This window comes from Streptomyces sp. NPDC051555, from assembly GCF_044454405.1.
Classification (GTDB): Bacteria; Actinomycetota; Actinomycetes; order Streptomycetales; family Streptomycetaceae; genus Streptomyces.
Genome location: NZ_JBITDP010000003.1, coordinates 349,453 through 370,526, shown reverse-complemented (window position 1 = coordinate 370,526; position 21,074 = coordinate 349,453). Strand labels below are relative to the sequence as shown.

Here is a 21,074-nt window from a genome sequence, read left to right as displayed (position 1 = left end):
GGGGCGGCCCCCCCCCGGGGCGCCCCCCCCGCGGGGGGGGGGGGGGGGGGGGGGCGGGGGGGGCGCGGGGCCGCCGGGGGCGGGGGGGGGGGTGGGGGGGGGGGGGGGCCCCCCCCGCCGGTGTGGGGGTGCCTCCGGCGGCGCCTCAATCGCCGGCGGGGCTGGTTCTGGCCGGCTTGGTGCCGACGCCGCCTGGGCACATCCAGCCCGCCCGGCGATTGAGGGCCCCGCCGGAGGCGACCGGCCCGCGCCGGTGCGGGGGTGCCTCCGGCGGCGCTTCAATCGCCGGCGGGGCTGGATCCGGCCGCCTTGGTGCCGAGGCCGCCTGGGCGTATTCAGCCTGCCCGGCGTTTGAGGGCCCCGCCGGAGGCGAGGGAGGCCCGGCCGGTGTGGGGGTGCCTCCGGCGGCGCCTCAATCGCCGGCGGGGCTGGAGGGGGCGGCGCCCAGGTGTTGTCCGCGGGCCCGGGGTGGCACATCCAGCCTGCCCGGCGATTGAGGGCCCCGCCGGAGGCGAGAGCCGCCCGGGGGGTGAGGGCGAGTGGGGCGGGCCGGGTACGGGTGTGGCCCGGGCCTCCGGGGGGAGGGCCGGGCCACGGTGGGGCGGGGGGTTATGCCTTGCGGAGGCGGAAGGTCAGGGACAGGGGCTCGTCCTCGAACGGGTCGCCGTACGTGGCGTCCGCCTCGCCGGAGGCGTAGTCCGTCGACAGGACCTCGTCCGCGATGAGACCGGCGTGGTCCGTCAGGGCCGTCACGACCTCCGGGTCCGTGGAGGACCAGCGCAGGGCGATCCGGTCGGCCACGTCGAGGCCGGAGTTCTTCCGGGCCTCCTGGATCAGCCGGATCGCGTCACGGGCCAGGCCCGCCAACCGCAGCTCCGGCGTGATCTCCAGGTCCAGCGCGACCGTCGCGCCGGAGTCGGAGGCCACCGACCAGCCCTCGCGCGGGGTCTCCGTGATGATGACCTCCTCCGGGGTGAGCGCCACCGTCTCGCCGTTCACCTCGACCTCGGCCGTACCGGACCGCAGCGCCAGCGACAGCGCCGCCGCATCGGCCGCCGCCACCGCCTTCGCGACGTCCTGCACGCCCTTGCCGAAACGCTTGCCCAGCGCCCGGAAGTTCGCCTTCGCCGTCGTGTCCACCAGGGACCCGCCGACCTCCGACAGGGAGGCCAGCGAGGAGACGTTCAGCTCCTCCGTGATCTGGGAGTGCAGCTCCGGCGCGAGCGCGTCGAAGCCGACGACGCCGACCAGCGCGCGCGACAGCGGCTGGCGGGTCTTGACGCCCGACTCGGCGCGGGTCGCCCGGCCCAGCTCGACGAGCCGGCGCACCAGCAGCATCTGCTGCGAGAGCGAGGCGTCGACCTGCGCGGCGTCCGACTCCGGCCAGCTGGAGAGGTGCACCGACTGCGGGGCGTCCGGGGTCACCGGCACGATCATGTCCTGCCACACCCGCTCCGTGATGAAGGGGGTCAGCGGGGCCATCAGCCGGGTGACCGTCTCGATCACGTCGTGCAGGGTCCGCAGCGCGGCCGCGTCGCCCTGCCAGAAGCGGCGGCGCGAGCGCCGCACGTACCAGTTGGAGAGGTCGTCCACGAAGGAGGAGAGCAGCTTGCCCGCCCGCTGCGTGTCATACGCCTCCAGTGCCTCGGTGACCTCGCGGGTCAGCGTGTGCAGCTCGGAGAGCAGCCAGCGGTCCAGCACCGTGCGGTCGGCCGGGGCCGGGTCCGCGGCGCTGGGCGCCCAGTTCGACGTACGGGCGTACAGGGCCTGGAAGGCCACCGTGTTCCAGTACGTGAGGAGGGTCTTGCGCACGACCTCCTGGATCGTGCCGTGGCCGACGCGGCGCGCCGCCCACGGGGAGCCGCCCGCCGCCATGAACCAGCGCACGGCGTCGGCGCCGTGCTGGTCCATGAGCGGGATGGGCTGGAGGATGTTGCCCAGGTGCTTGGACATCTTGCGGCCGTCCTCGGCCAGGATGTGGCCCAGGCAGACGACGTTCTCGTACGAGGACTTGTCGAAGACCAGGGTGCCGACCGCCATCAGGGTGTAGAACCACCCGCGGGTCTGGTCGATCGCCTCCGAGATGAACTGCGCCGGGTAGCGCTTCTCGAAGATCTCCTTGTTCTTGTACGGGTAGCCCCACTGCGCGAACGGCATCGAACCCGAGTCGTACCAGGCGTCGATGACCTCGGGCACGCGGACCGCGGTGAGGGTGCAGCCCTCCGCCGTGCAGGGGAAGGTGACGTCGTCGATGTACGGGCGGTGCGGGTCCAGGTCGGAGAGGTCCGTGCCCGTCAGCTCGCTCAGCTCCGCACGGGAGCCGATGCAGGTGAGGTGGTCCTCCTCGCAGCGCCAGATCGGCAGCGGGGTGCCCCAGTAGCGGTTGCGGGACAGCGCCCAGTCGATGTTGTTGTTCAGCCAGTCGCCGAAGCGGCCCTGCTTGACCGAGTCCGGGTACCAGTTCGTCTTCTCGTTCTCCCGCAGCATCGCGTCCTTGACGGCGGTGGTGCGGACGTACCAGGACGGCTGCGCGTAGTAGAGGAGTGCGGTGTGGCAGCGCCAGCAGTGCGGGTAGCTGTGCTCGTAGGCGATGTGCTTGAAGAGCAGGCCGCGCGCGTCGAGGTCGGCGGTCAGCTTCTCGTCGGCCTTCTTGAAGAAGACGCCGCCGACCAGCGGGACGTCCTCCTCGAAGGTGCCGTCGGGACGGACCGGGTTCACGACCGGCAGGCCGTACGAGCGGCAGACCGCGAGGTCGTCGGCGCCGAAGGCGGGGGACTGGTGGACCAGACCGGTGCCGTCCTCGGTCGTGACGTACTCGGCGTTCACGACGTAGTGGGCGACGGGCCCGGGGCTTCCTCCATCGGTTCCCTCGCTGACGCTCGGGAACTCGACGAGGTCGAAGGGGCGCTGGTAGGTCCAGCGCTCCATCTCCTTGCCGGTGAAGGACTCGCCGGTGGTGACCCAGTCCTCGCCCAGCGCCTTCTCCAGCAGCGGTTCGGCGACGACGAGCCGCTCGTCGCCGTTGGAGGCGACGACGTAGGTGACCTCGGGGTGCGCGGCCACGGCGGTGTTCGACACCAGGGTCCACGGGGTGGTCGTCCACACCAGCAGGGCGGCCTGACCGGCGAGCGGGCCGCTGGTCAGCGGGAAGCGGACGAAGACGGAGGGGTCGACGACCGTCTCGTAGCCCTGGGCCAGCTCGTGGTCGGAGAGGCCGGTGCCGCAGCGGGGGCACCAGGGGGCGACCCGGTGGTCCTGGGTCAGCAGGCCCTTGTTGAAGATCTCCTTGAGCGACCACCACACGGACTCGATGTACTCGGGGTCCATGGTCACGTAGGCGTCGTCGAGGTCGACCCAGTAGCCCATGCGGGTCGTGAGCTCGGCGAAGGCGTCGGTGTGGCGGGTCACCGAGTCACGACACTTGTCGTTGAACTCGGCGATGCCGTAGGCCTCGATGTCCTTCTTGCCGTTGAAGCCCAGTTCCTTCTCGACGGCCAGTTCGACGGGCAGGCCGTGGCAGTCCCAGCCCGCCTTGCGCGCCACGTGGTAGCCGCGCATCGTGCGGAAGCGGGGGAAGACGTCCTTGAAGACGCGGGCCTCGATGTGGTGCGCGCCGGGCATGCCGTTGGCGGTGGGCGGGCCCTCGTAGAAGACCCATTCGGGGCGGCCCTCGGACTGTGCCAGGGTCTTGGCGAAGGTGTCGTTCTCGCGCCAGAAGTCCAGGACGGCGTGTTCCAGGGCGGGCAGGTCCACCTGAGCGGGCACCTGGCGGTATTGCGGCGGGGTGGTCATGAGGCGTCTTCCTCCGGCGGCGTGAGATCTCCGTCGGAGGGACGAGAGCAGCGCTCCCGCGGTACCACCCTCCTTGGCCCTCGGACGGATCCGACGACCCCCTCATTGGGGTGCGAGCCGGGTCTAGTCGCCCTGCCGGTGCCCGGGGGCACCTGCGGACTTTCTTCCGGCGGCTCCGGGGTGATCCTTCGCATCGCGCTCGCCCCCGGGCTCTCACCGTCCCCGGGTCGCTCCTGGCTGCGTCCGACGCTACTCGTCCCCATCCATGCCTTTCGCTGGGCCCAGTGTACGGGCCGGGGGGCCGCTCGGCAGACCGGTTTCCGGGGGGCGCGAGGGGGGCGTGGAATTGACCCGAACGGGCTGACGCGCCCGCCCGGGCTCCGGCGCGCCGGTAGGACCGGATTATCGGGCCCGGAGCTGGGCACAACGGATGCAGTCGGCCTCGGCCGACGCGTGCCCCGTTGCCGCGGAGCCGAAGTCGATTTATCGTCCCACCACGATTCGCGTGCAATATCACAGTATGTGAAGGGGTCGCGGCCATGGTGGCGAAGAAGACCGCCGCGAAGAAGACGGCGTCAGTGAACGAGGCGTCCGCGGAACCGGTGCAGCCGGTGAATTCGGTGCAGCCGGTGAAGAGGGCCGCGAAGAAGGTCGCGGCCGCCCAGAGCACGGCCGGAACGGGTACGAGCGGGACCAGCACCGCCAAGAAGAGCACCGCCAGGACCAGCACCGCCAGGACGTCCGCGAAGAAGGCCTCGGCCGCACCGGCCGCGGAAGAGACGGGAGCCGGGAAAGTGGTTGCCAAGAAGAGCACGGGCACGGCCAGGAAGACGGCCACGGCCGCGACGAGCGGCCTGCCCAAGACGCGCGCCGCGGCCACCGCGGCCGCGACCGAGCCGGGCGGCCTCGCCGTACGACCGGGCGAGGAACCGTGGACCCCGCAGGAGGCCGCGGAGGCCCGTACGGAGCTGACCTCGGAGGTGCTGCGGCTGCGCGGCGAGCTGGCCGCCTCCGAGCAGGCCATCTCGGGCCTGATGCGGGACTCCGGCGACGGCGCGGGCGACGATCAGGCCGACACGGGGACCAAGAACATCACCCGCGAGTCGGAGATGGCCCTCGCCGCCAACGCGCACGACATGCTGGAGCAGACCGAGCGGGCCCTGGAGCGCCTGGAGGCGGGCACCTACGGGCTCTGCGAGAACTGCGGGAAGGCCATCGGCAAGGCCAGGATGCAGGCGTTCCCGCGGGCCACGCTGTGCGTCGAGTGCAAGCAGAAGCAGGAGCGCCGCCATTAGCCCGCGGGCGGCCCTCGTGATCGGGGCGGCCTGGGGCGGCGCGGGAAGGGGTGCCTGACGTACCCTCTTGTTCTGTTCAGGGTCCCCGGGAGCCTGGCAGCTTCCTGGTCGAGCTAGTTCGAGGGACTCACGTGACAGAGGCGGAGCGCATCATCGGTACGCCCGAGGTCGGGGACGACACTCCCCAGCCGGAGTCCGAGCAGCCCAAGGGGCACCGCCGGATCGCGGCGCTGCTCATCGTGGCGGTGTTCGCGTACCTCCTCGACCTCGGCAGCAAGATGTTGGTGGTCGCGAAGCTGGAGCACCAGGCGCCGATCCGGCTGGTCGGCGACCTGCTCAAGCTCGACGCCATCCGCAACCCCGGCGCGGCCTTCGGCTTCGGCGAGGCCTTCACGATCATCTTCACCTGCATCGCGGCCGGTGTGATCGTCGTGATCGTGCGCCTGGCCCGCAAGCTGTACAGCCTGCCCTGGGCCATCGCCCTCGGCCTGCTGCTGGGCGGCGCGCTCGGCAACCTCACCGACCGGATCTTCCGGTCGCCGGGGGTCTTCCGGGGCGCCGTCGTCGACTTCATCGCGCCCGCGCACTTCGCCGTCTTCAACCTCGCCGACTCGGCGATCGTGTGCGGCGGGATCCTGATCGTGCTGCTGTCCTTCAAGGGTCTGGACCCGGACGGCACCGTCCACAAGGACTGACCGGGGGCCGACCGGGGCGTGGCGGGGGCCGCCCCGAGCATGATCGCGGAACGGGTGTGCGGTCTCGTCCGGCATACTCGACGGGTGAGTACGATTCCCGAGATCCGAACCCTGCCCGTGCCCGATGGCCTCGAAGGCGAGCGCATCGACGCCGCCATCGCCCGTATGTTCGGGTTCTCCCGGACGAAGGCGGCCGAGCTTGCCTCGGCCGGGAAGGTGTCGGTCGACGGCAGCGTCGTCGGGAAGTCGGAGCGGGTGCACGGCGGCGCCTGGCTCGAAGTCGAGATGCCCGCCCCGCCGCGCCCGATCGAGCTGGTGGCCGAGCCCGTCGAGGGCATGGAGATCGTCCACGACGACGACGACATCGTGGTCGTCATGAAGCCCGTGGGCGTCGCCGCCCATCCCAGCCCCGGCTGGACCGGCACCACCGTCATCGGCGGCCTCGCCGCGGCCGGGTACCGGATCTCCACCTCCGGCGCCTCCGAGCGCCAGGGCGTGGTGCACCGCCTCGACGTCGGCACCTCCGGCCTGATGGCCGTCGCCAAGTCCGAGCGCGCCTACACCTCCCTCAAGCAGCAGTTCCGCGAGCGCGTCGTGGACAAGCGCTACCACGCGCTGGTCCAGGGCCACCCGGACCCGATGAGCGGCACCATCGACGCCCCCATCGGCCGGCACCCGTCCTCGGACTGGAAGTGGGCCGTGACCCAGGAGGGCAAGCCCTCGGTCACCCACTACGACCTCATCGAGGCGTTTCGGGCGGCCTCGCTGCTGGACATCAAGCTGGAGACCGGCCGTACGCACCAGATCCGCGTGCACATGTCGGCGCACCGGCACCCCTGCGTGGGCGACCTCACCTACGGCGCCGACCCGACCCTCTCCAAGCGGCTGGGGCTGACCCGGCAGTGGCTGCACGCGGTGCGGCTCGGCTTCGAGCACCCGGCGGACGGCCAGTGGGTCGAGTTCGAGAGCACCTACCCGGCCGACCTGCAGCACGCGCTGGACGTGATCCGCGCCGAGAGCGAGTGAGCGTGCCGGGGGGCGGTTCCGTGGACGCGGGGTACGAGGTCCGGGTCGTGGCGTCGGAGGCCGATCGCGCGGCCTGCTTCGCGGTGCGGACCGAGGTCTTCGTGATCGAGCAGTCCGTGCCGGAGTCGCTGGAGTACGACGCCTACGACGCGGGTGCGGTGCACGTCCTGGCGGTGGGGCCGCAGGGTCCGCTGGGCACCGGGCGGCTGCTGCACGGCGCGGCCGCGGTCGGCAAGACCGGCTCCCCGGACGTGGGCTCGCTCGGCCGGCTGGCCGTGACGAAGGCCGCGCGCGGGCTGGGCGTCGGCGCGGCGCTGGTGCGGGCCATCGAGGCGGAGGCGCTGCGGATGGGGCTCGGCGCGGTGGATCTCGGGGCGCAGACCCATGCGCTCGGGTTCTACGAGCGGCTCGGGTACGTGGCGTACGGGCCGGAGTTCGACGATGCGGGGATGCCGCACAGGTCGATGCGGCGGGCGCTGCGCTAGCCGTTCCGGGTTATCGCCCTCAATCGCCGGGCGGGCTGATCTCGCCTAGGGCGGGGCCGATCCCGCCTCGGGCGGCGGACCTTGCCTCCGGCGGCGCCTCAAACGCCGGCGGGGCTTGATGGTGTCGGCGAGCCGGATCGGGCGGGCCCGGTGCCGGGTGCCCTCAATCGCCGGGCGGGCTGGAATTCAGCCTCGCCGGGCTGAAATCAGCCCCGCCGGCGTTTGAGGCGCCGCCGGAGGCGGAGTGAGTCGCGGGCGGCGGGCCGGGGGGTAACCGAGGCCACAGGTTTGGGTCCGCATGCCTGAGGGCGTCGCGGGGTGTGATGCGGCAGGGTGAGGGAGTGGACCAGCTCGCCCTTCTCTTCGTGCTCCTGCTCGGGGCCGTCGTCTCCGTGCCGCTCGGCGATCGGCTCGGGCTGCCCGCGCCGGTGCTGATGACCATCGGCGGGGTGGTGCTGGCGCTCGTGCCGGTCGTGCCGAACGTCGACATCCCGCCCGATTACATCCTGCCGCTCGTGCTGCCCCCGCTGCTCTACGCCTCGGTGCAGCGGACCTCCTGGCGGCAGTTCGCGGCCAACATCCGGCCCATCTTCCTGCTCGCGGTGGCGCTCGTCTTCGTGACCACCGCCGCCGTGGCCGCCGTCGCGCACGCCGTCGTGCCCGGGCTGCCGATCGCCGCCGCCGTCGCGCTCGGCGCGCTCGTGGCCCCGCCCGACCCGGTCGCGGCCACCGCCGTCGCGGGCGCGCTGGGGTTGCCCCGCCGAATGGTGTCGATCCTGGAGGGCGAGGGGCTCTTCAACGACGTGACCGCCATCGTGCTCTACCACGTGGCCATCGCCGCGGCCGTCGGCGGCAGCTTCTCCTGGCCGGCCGCGCTCGGCGAGTTCGTGCTGTCCGCGGTCGTCGCCGTCGCCGTCGGGCTGGCGCTCGGCTGGGCCGCCAACCGGCTCATGGGGCGGCTCGGCGACGCCACGCTGCAGATCGGCCTGACCCTGCTGGTGCCCTTCGTCGCCTACGTGGTCGCCGAGGAGCTCCAGGGCTCGGGCGTGCTGGCCGTCCTGACCACCGCGCTGTTCCTGGCCGAGTACGCCACGGACGCCGACGACGTGCTCGGCCGGCTCGCCGGGCACACCTTCTGGGAAGTCGTCGACATGCTGGTCACCGGCGTGGCCTTCGGGCTGATCGGCCTGGAGCTGCACCACGTCTTCGGTACGGCGTCGGGCCGCGAGTGGGCGATGGTCGGCTGGGCGGCGGCCGTCATCGCGGTCGTGGTCGGGGTCCGGCTGCTGTGGCTGATGCCCGCGTCCTGGCTGGCGCAGAAGCTGCACGACCGGCGTGACGTCGACGAGGAGATCCCGCTGACCTGGCGGGAGAGCGTGGTCATGTGGTGGGCCGGGATGCGCGGGGTGGCCTCGGTGGCGCTGGCCCTGGCCATCCCGTACAAGACCGACGACGGCAGCCCCTTCCCGGCCCGCGAGGAGATCGTCTTCATCGCCTTCGCCGTGATCATGGTGACGCTGGTGCTCCAGGGGCTGACCCTGCCGTGGCTGGTGCGCCGCCTGGGGGTGGAGGCGGACGTGGACGCGGAGCGGGACTACGAGCGCGCCCTCGCCATCCGCGCCGCGAAGGCCGCCAAGCAGCGGCTGAAGGAGATCGAGCAGATGGAGGAGCTGCCGGAGGAACTGCTCGAACAGCTGCACCGGCGGGCCTACGACGTCGGCGCCAGGATCAGCCCCGACATGGTCGACGAGGAACGGCGCGAGGCGTACGCGAAGCGGGTGGAGCGGATCCGGGACGTCCAGCGCATCCAGCGGGAGATGATGTCCGCCGCCCGCCACGAGGTCCTGGCGGCGCGCAGCGAACCCGGCGCCGATCCGGAGATCGTCGACCGGGTCCTGCGCCACCTGGACGTCCGCAGCCTGCGCAACCCGTGAGCCGTGGTCCCCGCCGGCCACGCGGGCCCTACACCTGGTAGCGGTCCGGGGCGAAGAGGTGCAGGTGGTCCGCGATCCAGTCCGAGGTCAGGGCCAGGCCCTCGGTGAGGGAGACCCGGGGCCGCCAGCCCGCCCACTCCTTCGCCCTGGAGTTGTCCGACAGCAGCCGCTGGACCTCGCTGCCCGACGGGCGCAGGCGCGCGGGGTCGACCACGACCTCCGCGTCCCGTCCCGAGGCCGTGATCAGCGCCGCGGCGAGTTCCCCGATGGAGATCTCCTGCCCGGAGCCGAGGTTGACCACCTCGCCCAGCGCCCGGTCGCACTCCGCGACCGCGAGGAACCCCTCGGCCGTGTCCGTCACGTACGTGAAGTCCCGGGTCGGGGTCAGCGAGCCGAGGCGGACCTCCCGGGCCCCGGAGTGCAGCTGCGCCAGGATCGCCGGGATCACGGCCCGCGCCGACTGCCGTGCGCCGTAGGTGTTGAAGGGGCGCACCACCGTCACGGGCAGTTCGAAGGCGTGGTGGAAGGAGAGCGCCATCATGTCGGCGCCGATCTTCGACGCGGAGTACGGCGACTGCGGCTGGAGCGGGTGGCCCTCGGAGATCGGCGCGGTCAGCGCGGTCCCGTACACCTCGCTGGTCGAGGTGTGCACCAGGCGGCGCACCGCGTGCCGGCGGCAGGCCTCGGCGACGTTCTCGGTGCCGGTCACGTTCGTCTGGACGTAGGCGCCCGGCGAGACGTAGCTGTACGGGATCCCGATCAGCGCGGCCAGGTGGAAGACGGTGTCGCACCCGGCCACCGCGTCGCTGACCCGTCCCGCGTCGCGGACGTCGCCCGCCCACATCTCCACCGGCCCGTCCGGATCGGCGAGGTAGCGCGCCAGGTGGCCCTTGTCGGCGTACGGCTTGTAGTGGACGAAGGCCCGCACCCGGGCGCCCCGCGCCACCAGCAGGTCCACCAGCGTGGAGCCGATGAAGCCCTCCGCTCCGGTGACCAGTACGGTCCGGCCGGTCCAGTTCGTGTCCTCGGTCGTCATGCGTGCTCCAGGTGGGAGGGGATGGAGGAGGGGGAGGGCAGGGGGAGGCCGCAGACGCGCAGGACCTCGGCGGCCAGGAGTTCGGCGGCCCGGGCGTGCGGACCGGGTGCGGCGGCGCCGGCCATGGCGCCCAGCCGGGCCGGATCGCCGAGCAGCGGCCCGACCAGTGAGGCCAGCCGGTCCGCCGTGGTGTCGGCGTCGGCCAGCAGCAGGCCCGCGCCCGCGTCCGACAGCACCCGGGCGTTGTGCGTCTGGTGGTCGCCGGGAGCGTGCGGGTAGGGCACGAGCACGGCCGGGACCCCGGTCGCGGCCAGTTCCGCGACGGTCGCCGAACCGGCCCGGCACACCACCAGGTCCGCCGCCGCGTAGACCAGGTCCATCCGGTCCAGGTACGGAACGGCCCGCGCGATCCGGTGCCCGCCGCTCGCCGCCAGCTCCGCGAGCGCCCCGGGCAGCGCCTTCGGCCCGGTCTTGACCAGCAGCTGCACGTCGTCCCGGTCCTGCCAGAGCCCGGCCAGTGCCGTCGCGGCCCCGGTCAGGCGTACGGCGCCCAGGCTGCCCCCGTTGAAGACCACGAGCCGGCGCCCGGCGGGCACCCGCAGCGCCCGCCGCGCCTCGAACCGCAGTGCGTCGCGCGCCGGGCGGTCCAGCCGCGCCAGGGCGGCCAGCGCCGCGGAGATCGGCATTCCGGTGGTCAGCGCCCGGGCGCCGCCCGACAGGTGGGCGCGGCTGCGGTCGAAGGCGACCGCGATGTGCGGGGTGAGCCGGGCCGCGAACTGGTTGGCCCGGCCCGGCACCGCATTGGATTCGTGGATCACGGCGGGCAGCCCGGCCATCCTGGCCCCCAGCACGGCGGGCGCGCTCGGGTAGCCGCCCATCCCGACGACCACCTGCGCGCCCTGGGCGCGGATGACCGTACGGGCCTGGCCCGCCGAGCGCAGCAGGGCCGCGGGCAGCAGGTAGCGCTTCGCGCCCAGCGAGGGGTCGAAGGGGATCATGTCGACGGTGTGCAGCCGGTATCCCGCGCCGGGGATCAGCTCGGTCTCCAGACCGCGCTCGGTCCCGATGAACGAGATGACCGCCCCGGGGACGGCGGCGCGCAGCGCCTCGGCGAGCGCGAGCCCCGGATAGATGTGGCCGCCGGTGCCGCCCGCACCGATCACGACGGAGAGTGGTGTGGTCATGGCCGCACACTCCCGGTGCGCCCTAAGAACGTTCTAAGAGGTTCGCGTCGGCGTCTTTGGCACTCTTTGTCCTATGAGTGGTCAGACGGGTGGTCAGGTGGGCGGTCAGGCGGGTGGCGTGCAGCGGATCCTGGTGGTGGACGACGAGCCGGAGGTGCGGGCCGCCGTCGAGGACGGGCTCGCGGTCGAGGGGTACGAGGTGCGCGGGGCCGCCGACGGGCTGGCCGCGCTGACCGAGGTCGGGAGCTGGCAGCCCGACGCGCTCGTGCTGGACGTGATGATGCCGGTGCTCGACGGGCTCGGGGTGTGCCGTCAGCTGCGGGCCCTGGGCGACCGCACGCCCGTACTCGTACTGACCGCGCTCGGCTCGGTCAGCGAGCGGGTCGACGGGCTGGAGGCGGGAGCGGACGACTACCTGGTCAAGCCCTTCGCCCTGGACGAGCTGGTGGCCCGGGTCCGGGCGCTGCTGCGGCGGGCCGCGCCGGAGCCGGGCGGCGGGCCCGCCGAGCTCGGCTTCGCCGACCTCGTCCTCGACCCGGCGACCCGGACCGGGCGCCGGGGCGGGCGGAACCTGGAGTTCAGCCGGACCGAGGCGGCCCTGCTCGAACTGCTGCTGCGCCACCCCGGGCAGGTGCTGCCGCGCGAGCTGATCCTGGAGCTGGTGTGGGGGCGCGACTTCGGTCCCGACTCCAACTCCCTCGCCGTGTACGTCGGATACCTGCGCCGCAAGCTCGAAGCGGCGGGCGAACCCCGGCTGGTCCATACCGTGCACGGGGTCGGCTACCGGTTGGACACGGCGTGAGCGGGCAGCGGTCCGGGCCGGGGGCCGACCCCGGGCCCGGCCCCGGGCGCGGGCAGCGGTCCGCCGGGGGCGGCAGACGCGGGCGCGGCGCGCCCTGGCGGCGCCGCCGCCCGCTGCGCACCCGCCTCGCGCTCGCCGTCACCGCCGCCGTGGCGTTCGTCGCGCTCGGGGTCTGCGGGGCCGCCTTCGTCGTCGTGCGCGAGGCGCTCTACCACCAGCTCGACCTGACGCTGACCCAGTCGGCCACGCTCGTCCGGCAGGGCGGGCAGGGGGAGAAGCCGGGGAACGTCGCCGGGGAGTGCCGGTTCCTCGCGGCGCCCGCCTGCGCGCAGATCGTGCCGAAGGATCCGGGCCGGGACCCGGCGAAGGGCTACCTGCTGCCGGTCGACCCCGCCACCCGCAAGGTCGCCGCGGGCGCGCGGGCCGGGTACTACACGGACATCTACTTCGCCGGATACCCGATGCGCATGTTGACCACCCGGTTCTCGGACGGGCAGGCACTCCAAGTGGCCCTGCGCGCCGACACCGTGGAGCGGGGCATCACGGACGCCTCCCACCTGCTGCTCCTGACGGGCGCGGCCGGGGTGCTGCTCGCCGCCGGGCTCGGATACTGGGTCTCGCGCACCGGGCTGGCGCCGGTCAGCCGGCTGACCGCGACCGCGGAGCGGATCGCGGCGACCCGGGACGCGCGGCACCGGATCGAACTGCCGCCGCCCGGGCGGGAGGACGAGATCACCCGGCTCGCGCACAGCTTCAACACCATGCTGGGCGAGCTGGAGGAGTCCGTCAGCGCCCAGCGCAGGCTGGTCGCCGACGCCTCGCACGAGCTCCGCACCCCGCTCACCGCGCTGCGGACCAACGCCGAACTGCTGGCCCGAGCCGAGCGGCTCACCCCCGAGCAGCGGGCCCGGGCGAGCGGGGCGCTCGGGCGCCAGTTGCGGGAGGTGACCGGGCTGGTCAACGACCTGATCGAGCTGGCCCGGGACGAGGAGCCGCAGCCGCTGGTGGAACAGGTGCGGCTCGCCGCGCTGCTGGAACACGGGGTGGCGGCGGCCCGTACGCACTGGCCCGCCGTGCCCTTCGCCCTGCGGGTGGCCGAGGACCTCCGCACGGCCGGGGAGGAGGCCGGGGGCACGGTGCCCGGCGTCCCGGCCCGGCTCAGCAGGCTGCTGGCCAACCTGCTCGACAACGCGGCCAAGTTCAGCCCGGCGGGGCTGCCGGTGGAGGTCGAGCTGACCGCTCCCGGCGGGCGTCCGGAGCTGACCGTGCGCGACCACGGCCCGGGCATCGCGGACGAGGACCTCCCCTACGTCTTCGACCGCTTCTACCGCGCCAACGCCTCCCGCGCCCTCCCCGGCTCGGGCCTCGGCCTCGCCATGGCCCGCCAGATCGCGAGGGCGCACGGTGCGGAGCTCACGGCGGAGCGGGCGCCGGGGGGCGGGGCGCTGTTCCGGCTAGCCTTCGGTCCCGGTCCCGGTCCCGGCGGCGGTGGGGGCTTCGGTGGCCGGTGAGGTGGCGATGCGGGGGAGGGCGTAGGGGTGTTCCGCGGCCAGCCAGGTGATCAGCTCTTCCCGGACCGCGCAGCGCAGGGTCCAGATGTCGTCCGCGTTCTTCGCCGTGACCACGGCCCGGACCTGGATGGTGTGCGGGGTGGTGTCCGTGACCACCAGACCGCTGGAGCGGCCGTCCCACTCGGGGTGCTCCTTCAGGACGTCCTGGAGCTTCTCCCGCATCAGGGCGACCGGAGCCCGGTGGTCCAGGTGCAGGAAGACGGTCCCGGTCATCTCCGCACCGCCGCGCGACCAGTTCTCGTACGGCTTCCCGGTGAAGTACGACACCGGCATCGTGATCCGCCGCTCGTCCCAGGTCCGTACGACCAGGAACGTCAGGGTGATCTCCTCGACCTTCCCCCACTCCTTGTCCACGACGACGGTGTCCCCGATCCGGACGGTGTCACCGAAGGCGATCTGGAGTCCGGCGAAGAGGTTCCCGAGCGTGGACTGCGCGGCGATGCCCGCCACGATGCCGACGACGCCGGCCGAGGCCAGCATCGAGGCGCCGACCGCCTGCATCTTCGGGAAGGTCAGCAGCATCGCGGCCGCGGCCAGCACCACGACCATCGCCGCCACGGCCCGCTGGATGAGGGTGACCTGCGTACGGACCCGGCGGACCCGGGCCTCGTCGGTGGCCCCGGCGGCGTAGCGCGCGTACACCGTCTCCACGGCCGCGGTCGCGATCCGGACCAGCAGCCAGGCAGCCGCCCCGATCAGGACGAGGTCCAGGGCGCGGCCGATGGCCGGCCAGTAGACCCCCAGCACGCGGGCCTGCGGGAACGAGGCCCGCAGCAGGGCCGTGCACAGCAGCAGGAGGAACGGCGGACGGCAGCGCCGCAGCAGCCCCCACAGCGGGGTCTCGCGGTGCCGGGCGTCGGCCCGGCGCAGCAGGAGGTCGAGCAGCCACCCGGCGAGCAGGGTGAGCACGACCGAGCCGCCGACGACGATCAGCGGGCGCAGTACGGTCTCCATGTCCCGACCGTAGCCCAGGCACCGCGCCCGTCGTGGGCGGGAGCCCGCGGAGCTGGCACGATTGCCCCATGAACATCATGCTTTTCCACTCGACGTACGGACTGCGGCCCGCGGTGCACGCCGCCGCCGAGCGGCTGCGCGCCGCCGGGCACGAGGTGCAGGTCCCCGACCTCTTCGAGGGGCGTACGTTCGAGACGGTCGAGGAGGGCATGGCCCACCAGGAGGAGATCGGCCGCGACGAGCTGCTCAAGCGCGCGGTCCTGGCGGCGGCCCCCTTCTCGGACGGCGGTCTGGTGTACGCCGGATTCTCCTTCGGCGGCTCGGTCGCCCAGCACCTCGCCTTCGCCGACGACAAGGCGCGCGGCCTGCTCCTCCTGCACGGCACCTCGGACATCGCGGACGACGCGGCGGTCGACGAGCTGCCGGTGCAGCTGCACATCGCGGACCCGGACCCCTTCGAGCCGCACGACTGGCTGACCGCCTGGTACCTGCGGATGCAGCGCGCCGGCGCGGACGTCGAGGTCCACCGCTACGCGGGCGCGGGCCACCTCTTCACGGACGAGGACCTGCCGGACTACGACGCGGAGGCCGCCGAGCAGACCTGGCGGGTGGCCCTGGCCTTCCTCGACGACCTCTAGGCCGTCCCGGACACCCCCGGGACACTCTCCCGCGGTGACCGCAGCCGGGTGGCCAGTGCGGTGAGCCAGGCGCCGCGGGTGTAGGGCGCCGGGGGGTCCACCTCCATGCCGAGCGCGGTGACGGCGTGCACGAGCCCGTCCTCCTCCAGGGGGAGGGCGAGCAGGTCGTGCAGCTCGCCCGTCAGGCGGGCGACCAGGTCCGGCGCGGTGGTGTCGAGGTAGTCGGCCAGGGCCGAGGCGTGGTCGCCGAACTCGACCGGCATGTCCTGCGAGAACCACCCGCCGAGCAGCTGGGCGAGCTCCGGGAAGCGGGCGTGCCACTCCCAGCGGGTGGCCGGCGGGGCCGGAGGCGGTGCCTGGCCGCTCTCCAGGCTCTCCGCGAGCCGGTCGGCGAGCCCGACCAGCCAGTCGTGGAGCTCCTCGTCGGGCACCCCGAGGTCCGGCGCCGCGTAGAACTCGCCGAGCCGCACGCGCACGCGGCCCGGCGGATTCGCGGCGTACTCCCGCAGTTGTTGCTCCGCGACGGCGATCGCCCACGGGCGGGTGCGCCACGCGTGGCGGAGGTACCCGGTCAGCGCCTGCGGATCGCGCGGGCCGTGCCCGATGTGGGCGCGCAGGACCTGGTCGAGTTCGCCGTACTTCCGGTCGTGCTCGGCGGGCGTCAGGGACACGGGGGAGCCTCTAGAGGTAGATCGGGAAGGTGGCGTGGACGGTGAAGCCGTGTCGGGCCGCCGGGTCCCGCCGCAGTACGACGCGGGCGGCCCGGACGTCGAGGGGCTCCTGGCCGGCCAGCATCATGGCCTGGAGCAGGACCTGGCCGACGGGCAGCGGCCGGGACGGCCAGGCCGCCTCGATGGTCAGGCGCCGACGGGTGTCCTGGGCGAGCCAGCGGTGGATCAGCTGCTCGTTGCGCGTCACCACCTGCTGGGTGGCCCACTGCGCGGTCTCCCGGTCCGGGTAGCTCGCGGCCCGGTCGGCCCGGGCGGGGGCACTGGGGAGCGCGTTCGCGGCGCTCACCTCAGCCTCCCGTCCAGCCGCGGACCGAGGCCCGCTGCGCGGCGGAGTAGTTGGCGTGGCCGGTGCTCACGAGGGAGTGCAGCCACGCCTGGGCGGCCTGGAGGTCCTGCATCTGGCGGTCCCACGCGTCCAGTTCGTCGAGGAAGGCGCCCCGGGCCTCGCCCTTCCAGGCGAGGACGACCGGTTCGGTGCGGGCGTAGAGGACCTCCAGGCGCTCGTTGAGCTTGTGGAGGATGTCCTCCAGTTCACCCGCGATCTCGCGCAGCCCGCCGAGATCGACGGATATGGATCCGTCCTGCATGGTGTGGTTCCTCCTGGTCGGGTCACAGCGCTAGATGTCGAGGATCTTGCTCGTGGGCGTGGTGCTCGGGGGCCCCTCACCCGACAGCGCCCGCGCCTCGGCGGCGACGTCCACCGACGCCTGGGCCCTGCGCAGGCGTTGGAGCGTGTCCAGCTCCTGCCGGGTGAAGCCGTCGCGGCTCATCCGGACGGCCTCTTCGAGAACGACGAGGATCTCCCGGATCCGTACGGCGTCCTTGGCCACGTCGCGGTGCAGGGCGCGGTACGCGGTGGCGGCCTCGCTCTTCCACTGGGCCTCGGCCCGGTCGACGAGCGCGTCCATCCGTCGTACCTGGCCGTCCAGGTGCCGCTGCATCGCGTCGAGATCGCCCGCGAGCCGGTCGAGGTCCTCGTCGGACACGTCGAGGTCGGCGCTGGCCACCATGGTGGTCCCCCGTTCTGTCGGTGTGCTTCGGCTTCAGTGCGCTTCGGCGAAGTGCTCCAGGACCGCGTCCAGCAGTGCGCGCAGTCGCGGGTGCGTGACCTCGGGCATGACCTTCGCGAAGGCGGCGTCCAGGTCGTGCGGCCGGGGGAACATGAGGAGCGTGCGCTGGAGTTCCCCGGCCAGGGCCGCGATCCGGCCGTGGCAGTCTGAGGGGTGCTCGCTGGTGGCGGCTTCGCGGGCGGCTCCGGCCAGGTCGTCGTGGTCCCCCGATTCGAAGACGTGGGTGAATCCGTCGATCAGGCCGAAGCGGGCGAGGGCTTCCCACTGGGAGAGGGGGAGCGCGTCGAGGCCCGGGGACAGCTCCCGCTCCCGGTCCCTGAGGTGCGCGGCGAGGGAGCGCAGGAAGTCCGGGGCCGGTGCGTCCCCTGCGGCCCTGGCCAGCAGGTCCCGGTGGGCGGCGGGGCGCGTCCGGCCCGCGGGCGAGGCGGCGTCCTCGGCGAGCAGCTCCAGCAGGGCGGTGACCGCGGCCAGTGGCACGGCCCAGGCCAGGGTCCCACCGTCCCGCAGGGTCCGGCAGAACCGGTCCAGTTCGTCCTCCAACGGGGCGCCGCCCGGCAGGCGGGACGTCGCGGCCAGGTCGAGGAGCCTGGAGACCGCGCTGTTGGTGAAGAGTGCATCGGTGGGTTCGCTCACGGGGTGCATGCTAAGGCGAGGGGTAACAGGTCACGACGAAAACGCTCTTCGAGACGGGCGAATAGGCCAGGGTGATCTTCACGTTGTGCACCGGGGTCGCCGGGGCGCCGTACCCCAGTGCGTCGTAGTCGGTGCGGCTGACCGAGGTGCCGGTCACCACGTTCGGACCGAAGGGGACGGTGTACGCCTGGGTCGAGTTGGGGTTGAAGGTTCCGTTCGCGACGTCCTGCTCCATCCTCTTGATCCAGTTGTCGATCTCCTGCTGCTTCGGCGGGTAGTTGACCGCGTCCCGGGTGAACTGGTTGGCCGAGTAGAGGTTCTCGAAGGTCGAGGCGTCCCGCGGCATCGACTGGTCGCGGAGCCGCGAGGCCAGTTGCTCAGGGGTCAGGCCGATGTGCCGGTCGATCGTGTGGGCCGTCCTGCCGCGTGTATCGCCGGGCGTCCCCGTCTTGTTGTCGACGCCCTCCATTCCGGCGAGGTCGATGCCGAAGCGCTGGTTGGTGGTGATGGAGTCGAGGTCGGTCTGGACGGGGGAGCGGCTGAACTCGAAGAGGGAGCGGGCCGCGAAGGCCTCGGCGCGGGCCATTTCCGACTGGAAGGTGGGAACGGCGCGGAGCGCTTCCTCCAGCGGGGCGCGGAGCCCGGCCAGGGCCGCCTTCTGGTTGCGGAGCGTGGTCTCGTAGGCGTCGACGGCGGCGTTCACCTTGGCGACGTCGATGTTGGCGAGGATGTCGACGAGGACCTTCGCGCCGAGCGTGCCCAGCTTCATGCCGAGGCTCTTGACGTTGTCCCAGATGCTGCGGTCCGGGTCGATGAGCCGCAGGGCGTCCATGATGGCCTTGTGGAGGATGTTCCGCAGGGCCGTGCGGACCAGTTGGGCCGCCTCGGCGTAGAGCCGTAACGCCTCGGCGGTCTTCTCGGCCGTGGTGCTCAGGACGCCGAAGACGGGGTGGTTCATGCCGGGACTGGCCGCCGTGTCGTGGGACCACGTGTAGCCCTCTCGGCTCTGACCCCAGGCCTTCGTGCCCCAGAGCGAGCTGCAGAACCACAGCATGGCGTCGTACCAGGCGCCGTTCGAGCTGTCCGTGACGGAGTTGACGGTCTGGATCAGCTGTCCCTCCACGATGCCCGCGGCGGTGACGTAGTGGAGCCAGATCTGCGAGACCTCGTTCACGCGCAGGTAGTTCGGCAGCGGAAGGATCTCCAGCGCCCGCCCGGCCCGCAGGGCCTCCTCGACCGCCCAGCGCACGACGTCTCCGGCGATGTTGCCGTCCAGGACGTCGAGGAAGTCCTCGACCGGGTTCTCGTCGCTGCTGCCCGGAGCGGGCACCTGGCCGTACGTGGGCTCCGAGAACATGACCGCCGGCTGCGGACGACGGACGAACGGGGGCTTCGGCCCCGGATGAGTGGCGGATTCCGCCTCGCCGAAGTTGTTGCCGGTCTCATTGAAGCCGACGGCCGCGCCGCCGATGGCCACCACGGACCTGGCGTGCGTGAGCAGGAAGAGCCCGGCCACGATCAGGTACTCCGTGGAGAACTCCGCCGCGGCGCTCCCCTTCCCGCCCACCTTGGAGTACGGGGCGAGCGCGTCCAGCAGCTGCTGGGCCACGGTGTGGAAGGAGTGCTGCTCGAAGGTGAGGGCGTCGGTGACCTCGTAGAGGTGCGTCGGCGTGACGTCGATGACGCCGTTCTGCCCGATGGGGGAGACCTGGGGCGCGGGCCCGGGCAGCGTCTGCGCGGGATGGGCGGGCGCGGACGGCGGCCCGGTGGGGGAGGTCGGCGGCGCCTGGGAGACCGGCGAGGGGAGCGCGGGACCGCTGGGCGACTGGCCCTGGGACGGCAGCTGCGTGGCGCCCGGGTGGGGGGATCCGGACGGCTGCGGGGGCTGTGGCGTCGTGGTGGCGCCCGGGGTGGGGGTGCTCATCGGACGGCCACGGGTGACCCGGCCGGTTCGGCGTCCATCGGCATGTGCCCCGTCCCCCTGCTGTCCGCGCGGTCCGTGATCCGGAAGAACGTAGCAACTCGGGTACGAGACAAGACAGTTGTTCGAGAAGAAGTGGCCGGAAGCGGCCGATCGCGGTGTGGGGGGGGGGGGGGGGCGGCGGCGGCGGCCCCCCCCGCCCCCCCCCCCACCGCTGCGGGGACTAGCCGCGGTAGGCGGTCCACATGCTCTTCATGCGGGTCACCTGGCCCGCGGTGAACTGGTACATGCACGCGTCGTACGTGTAGTCCATGAAGTTGTGGATCGGGTCCACACCGCTCGCGGTGCAGGTGTCGCGCCCGGTCGGGCACTCGAACGCGGCGCTGGACTCGGCCGGGGTGTCGGAGACCGAGTCACCGCTGCCGGAACAACCGCCCTGGAAGGTGTGGTAGAGCCCGAGCCAGTGGCCGACCTCATGGGTGGCGGTGTCGCCCTGGTTGTAGTTGGTGGCGGAGCCGCCGGGGATGGAGCTGTTGAGGATGACCACGCCGTCCATCTTGGGCTGCGAGGCGTAGGAGCTGGGGAAGGTGGCCCAGCCGAGCAGCCCGCCGCCGAGGTTGGCGGTGTAGAGGTTCAGCGCGTTCTTGCCGCCCTTGCGCAGGGCGTTCTTCATGTTCTTCTCGGCCGTGGTGCCGTCGGAGACGGTGTACCAGGTGGCGTTGTTCGTGGTGTCGGTGCCGGCCAGCGAGAACTGGAAGCCGGAGTTGACGTTGCCGCTGCCCTGGCCCGCGTAGGCGGCGTTCAGGACGTCGATCTGGCCCTTGATCTGGGCGGCCGTCAGCTGACCGGCGCTCCCGTTGGTGATCACGTGGACGTAGACCGGGATGGTCGTCGTCGCCGCGGCGGCGGAAGGCGCGGCGCGCAGGCCGTCGAGCTGCTGGGCCTTGGCGGTGGCGGCGGCCAGGCCGAGCTTCGACTTCAGGTCGGCGTCCATGGCCTTGACCTGGGAGTCCGACACCTCGTTGGGGTCGGCCGCGTGCTGCGCCTGGGGGCGCGCAACACGGGCGTTGGCCGCGGCGCCGGATCCGGCGCCCTGGTCGGCGCAGGCCTCGGCGGGGGTCTTGGTGGCGGAGGCGGCGGCGACCGAGGTGGGGGCGGTCAGCGGCGCGAAGGCCAGGGTTCCGGCGAGGACGGCCGTGCCCATGAGGCGGCGGCGGAGAAGGGGGGATATGCGGGCAGCAGCGCGCACGTTGGCTCCTCGTAGCGTGGTGGGGGCGGAGGTATTTCCTCACGCTGGCGCGAAGCTT

19 protein-coding genes are annotated in these 21,074 nt (G+C 72.9%); 8 read left to right on the top strand and 11 right to left on the bottom strand.

What is annotated here, in order from left to right; translation table 11 throughout:
- Nucleotides 1-609: 609 nt before the first annotated feature.
- Nucleotides 610-3,792: an isoleucine--tRNA ligase gene (gene ileS, locus ACIBEA_RS10125; protein WP_399259377.1), complete on the bottom strand. Its 3,183-nt coding sequence runs from the start codon at nucleotides 3,790-3,792 to the stop codon at nucleotides 610-612.
- A 539-nt stretch (nucleotides 3,793-4,331) separates the two neighbouring features.
- Here ileS and ACIBEA_RS10120 point away from each other — a divergent pair.
- From ACIBEA_RS10120 to ACIBEA_RS10100, 5 genes are all read left to right on the top strand, one after another.
- Nucleotides 4,332-5,087 carry a TraR/DksA family transcriptional regulator gene (locus ACIBEA_RS10120; RefSeq protein ID WP_399259376.1) on the top strand — a complete coding sequence of 252 codons (756 nt, stop codon included), beginning with the start codon at nucleotides 4,332-4,334 and terminating at the stop codon, nucleotides 5,085-5,087.
- Between the two features lie 131 nt (nucleotides 5,088-5,218).
- Nucleotides 5,219-5,782, top strand: a complete 564-nt coding sequence (gene lspA / locus ACIBEA_RS10115) for a signal peptidase II (RefSeq protein ID WP_354383914.1) — start codon at nucleotides 5,219-5,221, stop codon at nucleotides 5,780-5,782.
- A gap of 84 nt (nucleotides 5,783-5,866) precedes the next feature.
- Nucleotides 5,867-6,808, top strand: a complete 942-nt coding sequence (locus tag ACIBEA_RS10110; protein WP_399259375.1) for an RluA family pseudouridine synthase — start codon at nucleotides 5,867-5,869, stop codon at nucleotides 6,806-6,808.
- A 20-nt stretch (nucleotides 6,809-6,828) separates the two neighbouring features.
- Nucleotides 6,829-7,293, top strand: coding sequence for a GNAT family N-acetyltransferase (locus ACIBEA_RS10105; protein ID WP_399259374.1), 465 nt, complete (start codon nucleotides 6,829-6,831; stop codon nucleotides 7,291-7,293).
- A 341-nt stretch (nucleotides 7,294-7,634) separates the two neighbouring features.
- Nucleotides 7,635-9,227, top strand: coding sequence for a Na+/H+ antiporter (locus ACIBEA_RS10100; protein WP_399259373.1), 1,593 nt, complete (start codon nucleotides 7,635-7,637; stop codon nucleotides 9,225-9,227).
- Between the two features lie 28 nt (nucleotides 9,228-9,255).
- Here the strand turns inward: ACIBEA_RS10100 and ACIBEA_RS10095 are convergent, their stop codons facing one another.
- Both ACIBEA_RS10095 and ACIBEA_RS10090 read right to left on the bottom strand, forming a co-directional pair.
- Nucleotides 9,256-10,263 (bottom strand): SDR family NAD(P)-dependent oxidoreductase, encoded by a 1,008-nt coding sequence (locus ACIBEA_RS10095; RefSeq protein WP_399259372.1) that lies wholly within the window; start codon nucleotides 10,261-10,263, stop codon nucleotides 9,256-9,258.
- On the bottom strand, nucleotides 10,260-11,447 hold the full coding sequence (locus ACIBEA_RS10090; protein ID WP_399259371.1) for a UDP-N-acetylglucosamine--N-acetylmuramyl-(pentapeptide) pyrophosphoryl-undecaprenol N-acetylglucosamine transferase: 1,188 nt from the start codon (nucleotides 11,445-11,447) through the stop codon (nucleotides 10,260-10,262). Before ACIBEA_RS10090 ends, ACIBEA_RS10095 begins: the two co-directional genes overlap by 4 nt.
- Nucleotides 11,448-11,520: 73 nt before the next feature.
- Between ACIBEA_RS10090 and ACIBEA_RS10085 the strand changes: the two genes are divergently transcribed.
- Nucleotides 11,521-12,249 (top strand): response regulator transcription factor, encoded by a 729-nt coding sequence (locus tag ACIBEA_RS10085; protein ID WP_399259370.1) that lies wholly within the window; start codon nucleotides 11,521-11,523, stop codon nucleotides 12,247-12,249.
- 113 nt (nucleotides 12,250-12,362) lie between these two features.
- Entirely contained in the window at nucleotides 12,363-13,760 is a 1,398-nt protein-coding gene (locus ACIBEA_RS10080; RefSeq protein WP_399259541.1) for a sensor histidine kinase, read from the top strand.
- Here ACIBEA_RS10080 and ACIBEA_RS10075 read toward each other — a convergent pair.
- Nucleotides 13,704-14,774: a mechanosensitive ion channel family protein gene (locus ACIBEA_RS10075; RefSeq protein WP_399259369.1), complete on the bottom strand. Its 1,071-nt coding sequence runs from the start codon at nucleotides 14,772-14,774 to the stop codon at nucleotides 13,704-13,706. The genes ACIBEA_RS10080 and ACIBEA_RS10075 overlap by 57 nt on opposite strands.
- A 68-nt stretch (nucleotides 14,775-14,842) precedes the next feature.
- On the opposite strand from ACIBEA_RS10075, the gene ACIBEA_RS10070 reads away from it, so the two are divergent.
- Complete coding sequence (locus ACIBEA_RS10070) at nucleotides 14,843-15,412, top strand: dienelactone hydrolase family protein (protein WP_399259368.1); 570 nt, start codon at nucleotides 14,843-14,845, stop codon at nucleotides 15,410-15,412.
- Here the strand turns inward: ACIBEA_RS10070 and ACIBEA_RS10065 are convergent.
- The 7 genes from ACIBEA_RS10065 to ACIBEA_RS10035 all read right to left on the bottom strand — a co-directional run bounded on the left by ACIBEA_RS10065 (nucleotide 15,409) and on the right by ACIBEA_RS10035 (nucleotide 20,971).
- Nucleotides 15,409-16,083 (bottom strand): contact-dependent growth inhibition system immunity protein, encoded by a 675-nt coding sequence (locus ACIBEA_RS10065; RefSeq protein WP_399259367.1) that lies wholly within the window; start codon nucleotides 16,081-16,083, stop codon nucleotides 15,409-15,411. The two genes, ACIBEA_RS10070 and ACIBEA_RS10065, sit on opposite strands and share 4 nt — an antisense overlap.
- Nucleotides 16,084-16,093: 10 nt before the next feature.
- Nucleotides 16,094-16,429 (bottom strand): RNase A-like domain-containing protein, encoded by a 336-nt coding sequence (locus tag ACIBEA_RS10060; protein ID WP_399259366.1) that lies wholly within the window; start codon nucleotides 16,427-16,429, stop codon nucleotides 16,094-16,096.
- Nucleotide 16,430: 1 nt separating this feature from the next.
- Entirely contained in the window at nucleotides 16,431-16,730 is a 300-nt protein-coding gene (locus tag ACIBEA_RS10055; protein WP_399259365.1) for a WXG100 family type VII secretion target, read from the bottom strand.
- 30 nt (nucleotides 16,731-16,760) lie between these two features.
- Entirely contained in the window at nucleotides 16,761-17,153 is a 393-nt protein-coding gene (locus tag ACIBEA_RS10050; RefSeq protein WP_399259364.1) for a WXG100 family type VII secretion target, read from the bottom strand.
- 33 nt (nucleotides 17,154-17,186) lie between these two features.
- Nucleotides 17,187-17,846, bottom strand: coding sequence for a hypothetical protein (locus ACIBEA_RS10045; RefSeq protein ID WP_399259363.1), 660 nt, complete (start codon nucleotides 17,844-17,846; stop codon nucleotides 17,187-17,189).
- Between the two features lie 10 nt (nucleotides 17,847-17,856).
- A complete protein-coding gene (locus tag ACIBEA_RS10040) occupies nucleotides 17,857-19,770 on the bottom strand; it encodes an RNase A-like domain-containing protein (RefSeq protein ID WP_399259362.1) in 1,914 nt (637 codons plus the stop codon).
- Nucleotides 19,771-19,990: 220 nt separating this feature from the next.
- Nucleotides 19,991-20,971: a zinc metalloprotease gene (locus ACIBEA_RS10035; protein ID WP_399259540.1), complete on the bottom strand. Its 981-nt coding sequence runs from the start codon at nucleotides 20,969-20,971 to the stop codon at nucleotides 19,991-19,993.
- Between the last annotated feature and the right edge of the window lie 103 nt (nucleotides 20,972-21,074).